The organism is Pedobacter sp. 10L46_2 (assembly GCF_056395165.1).
The window spans coordinates 1-3,845 of record NZ_JBFTIZ010000237.1 but is presented as its reverse complement, the minus strand read 5'-3'; the positions used below and the strand labels follow the sequence as shown (position 1 = coordinate 3,845).

Annotated in this window: 2 protein-coding genes; both read left to right on the top strand. The window is 41.4% G+C overall.

All coding sequences use genetic code 11. From position 1 onward, the window contains the following. Positions 1 to 2,819, top strand: a 2,819-nt coding sequence (locus tag AC1DDX_RS20365; protein ID WP_477622493.1) for a PVC-type heme-binding CxxCH protein, incomplete at its 5' end; no start/stop codon positions are given. A gap of 28 nt (positions 2,820 to 2,847) precedes the next feature. Further along, a complete protein-coding gene (locus AC1DDX_RS20360; protein ID WP_337715738.1) occupies positions 2,848 to 3,705 on the top strand; it encodes a sugar phosphate isomerase/epimerase family protein in 858 nt (285 codons plus the stop codon). The last annotated feature ends 140 nt before the right edge of the window (positions 3,706 to 3,845 follow it).

The following is a 3,845-nucleotide window of genomic DNA, read 5'->3' as shown; positions in this document are numbered from 1 at the left end:
CTTATACCACTGATACGAGTTTGTTAAACACTCAGACACTTAATAAATACGATGGTATCATTATTTACGGTAACTATGATACCATTACTCCGGACAAGGAAAAAGCACTTAAAGATTTTGTAGAGGGGGGGAAAGCTTTAATCCCTATTCACTCTGCATCTTTCTGCTTTCAGAATTCTGATTGGTATATTCAGGCCGTTGGCGGACAGTTTAGTACCCATAAAACAGGGGTATTCTCGGCGGTAACGGTGAATAAAAATCACCCTGTCATGAAAGGCGTTAATCCTTTCTCCTCATGGGATGAAACCTATGTTCATACCAAGCTTAATCCCGATATGACTGTTTTGCAGGAACGTGTTGAGGGCGATTTACATGAGCCTTATACCTGGGTTCGCAAACAAGGTAAAGGGAGGGTATTTTATACCGCAAGTGGTCACAATGATAGCACCTGGAAACAACCTGATTTTATAAAACTGATCAGTAATGGGGTCATCTGGGCTTTGGGAGATAAAGTGCAAAAGCAAATTGCCGATTACAAAATTCCTGTTGGCGTGTATTCTGATGCCAATATTCCTAATTACGAAAAACGTGATCCGGCACCAAGATTCCAGCATGCCTTTACTGCTGCTGAATCCCAAAAGCGTATGCAGGTTCCTGTAGATTTTGACATACAGCTTTTTGCATCAGAGCCTGATATTATTAACCCAATTTCAATGGCATGGGATGAAAAAGGAAGACTATGGGTAATAGAAACGATAGATTATCCAAATACAATAAGAAATAAAAATGGCAAGGGCGACGACAGAATAAAGATTTGTGAGGATACTGACGGAGACGGTAAAGCAGATAAGTTTACAATTTTTGCCGATGGTTTGAACATTCCTACCAGTATCATGTTTTCAAACGGTGGTGTAATCGTTGCACAGGCCCCTGACTTTATTTTCCTGAAAGATACCGATGGCGATGATAAGGCTGATATTCGTGAAAATATCATCACCGGATGGGGTAAAAGCGATACCCATGCCGGCCCTTCAAATTTAAAATACGGATTCGATAATCGGATCTGGGGAGTGGTGGGATATGCTGGCTTTGAAGGTAAAATTGGCGATCAGAATCTGAAGTTCAGTCAGGGGGTGTACAGTTTTACACCTGATGGCAAAAACTTTGATTTCAAAGGTAAGACCAGCAACAACACCTGGGGATTAGCCTTTACAGAAGAGAATGATGTGTTTATTTCTACTGCCAACAATACGCATACTGCATTTTTCTCGATGCCGGAAAAATATATGCAAAAAGTATTACCTGGTTCTAAGGTTCAACCGGTTCAAAAGATTGATGGTCATTATGAAATGCATGTGGTATTTCCAAATTTAAGACAGGTAGATGTGCATGGTGGTTTTACCGCCGCTGCAGGTCATAATTTCTATACTGCAAGGAATTTTCCTAAAAGTTACTGGAACAGCACAGCCTTTGTTTGTGAACCCACCGGAAGAGTAATTCACAGTGCCCTACTTAAAAAAGAAGGTGCCGGTTTCATAGAAAAAGACGGCTGGAATTTCTTGGCGAGTTCCGACGAATGGGTGGGTCCTGTACACGCCGAAGTGGGACCCGATGGTGCAGTGTGGGTAGCAGATTGGTATGATTTTATCATTCAGCACAACCCTACGCCGCGTGGATTTGAGAATGGAGAAGGTAATGCATACATCAATCCACTACGTGACCGTGTACGTGGCCGTATCTACAGAATTAAATATAAAAATGCGAAAGCATATACCCCAATTAAGCTGTCTAAAGACCATCCTGAAGGATTACTTTCCGCTTTAGAAAACGATAACCTATTCTGGAGAATGACTGCTCAGCGTTTAATCGTGGAATCTAAAAACCGGTCAGTTATTCCTGGACTTTACAAAATCATCAGCAATCAAAAAATAGACGAAATAGGATTAAACGGACCTGCAGTAAATGCGATCTGGACCTTACAAGGATTAGGTGCCTTAGATGGATCTAATGCTGAAGCCTTAAAGGCAGTGCAGGAGGCCTTAAATCATCCTGCAGCTGGTGTAAGAAAGGCTGCCATCCAAGCGCTTCCAAAAGACAATGCAATGATTGGCTCAATCCAAAAATCAGGTTTACTTAAAGACAAAGATCTTCGTGTTCGCCTGGCGGCTATACTTGCCATATCAGATATACCTGCTTCTGTTCATCTTGGACATCTTTTGTACGAAGCCGCTGCGGATTCGGTAAATGCAAAAGATAAATACATTGCTCAGGCATTGTATACAGCAGCATTACTGCATCATGAAGGGTTCCTGGCGATGTCTAAAACAGCCTCAAATCCATCTGCATATATTCAGACGATAGTTAAGGACATCCTTCCGAATGTGAAAAACAAAGATGTGGCTTCAGCTGAAAAAGAACATCATTCTGCTAAGCCTTCTGATGAAGTGGTGATCAACATCAAGGTTGTAGAGCATGTAATGAAGTTTAACAAAACCTCATTCACGGTAAAAGCAGGGCAAACGGTAACCATTAACCTGGAAAACCCGGATTTTATGCAGCACAACATGGTGATTTCTAAACCCGGCACACTTAAAAAAGTGGGTGCGGCCGCAGATGAAATGGCGAAGGATCCTAACGGTGCAGAGAAGAATTATGTGCCTGCTATTCCTGAGATCTTGTTCGCAACCAAGTTGCTGAATCCGGAAGAAAAAGTTACCTTACAGTTCACTGCACCTGATAAGCCAGGAGACTATCCTTTCCTGTGTACTTTTCCGGGGCATTGGAGCATCATGAATGGTGTAATGAAAGTAACCAAATAAATAGCAATCAAATATCTGCCGGTACATTATGAGTTTAAATATAAAGTTAGGTGTTAGTACATGGTTATGGACATCGCCATTTAAAACAGACACCATTTCACTGTTCTCGAAGATCAAGAGTATGGGATACGATATGGTAGAAATACCAATTGAAGATCCTGCACTAATTGACACAAAAAGGGTTAAAGAAGCACTTAAAGAATTTGATTTAGTGCCTGCCATTTGTGGGGCTTTTGGACCAACCAGAGATTTAACAAATGAAGATGTAAAGTATCATGATACCAGTTTTAATTACATAGAATCTTGCCTGGAAATAGCATATGAAATTGGGGCCGGTTTTTTTGCCGGGCCAATGTATTCTGCAGTAGGTAAGGCACGTTTAGTATCGCCTGAACAGAAAAAAATAGAGTGGGACAGGGCGGCGACCAATCTTCATAAAGTAGGGGGAATGGCGCAGGAAAGAGGACTTCAGTTGGCCATAGAGCCGTTGAACCGTTTCGAGTCTGATCTGATCAATACCGCCGAAGATGTTGTTCGCCTGATTAAAGATATCAATCATCCGACAGCAAAGATATTGCTGGACGGATTTCATATGAATATTGAAGAACCTGATATTGAAAGGGCAATTTTGCTTGCAGGTAAGGACCTTTTGCATGTACAGGTTTCTGAAAACTACAGAGGTACTCCAGGTACTGGTCAAACCCGGTGGGATGCCTATAAAAGAGGATTAGAAGCGATAAACTACCAGGGTGCGGTTTCAATCGAAAGTTTTACCCCTGAGATAAAAGAACTGGCCGGAGCGGTTTGCATCTGGCGTACACTTGCGCCAAGCCAGGATAGTTTTGCCGAAGAAGGGGGTAAATTTTTAAGAAACTGGAGTAAATAACGTATCAAATAAACATTGTATCAGTTAATAATATGAGTCAGAAAAAAATAAATATTGCCATTGTTGGACTTGGATTTGGTGCAGAATTCATTCCAATTTATCAAAAACATCCCAATGCAAACATGTACGCAATATGTCAG

Excerpts from the sequence above, each read along its gene's own strand:
- AC1DDX_RS20360 (WP_337715738.1), top strand. The coding sequence starts at position 2,848 with ATGAGTTTAAATATAAAGTTAGGTGTTAGTACATGGTTATGGACATCG.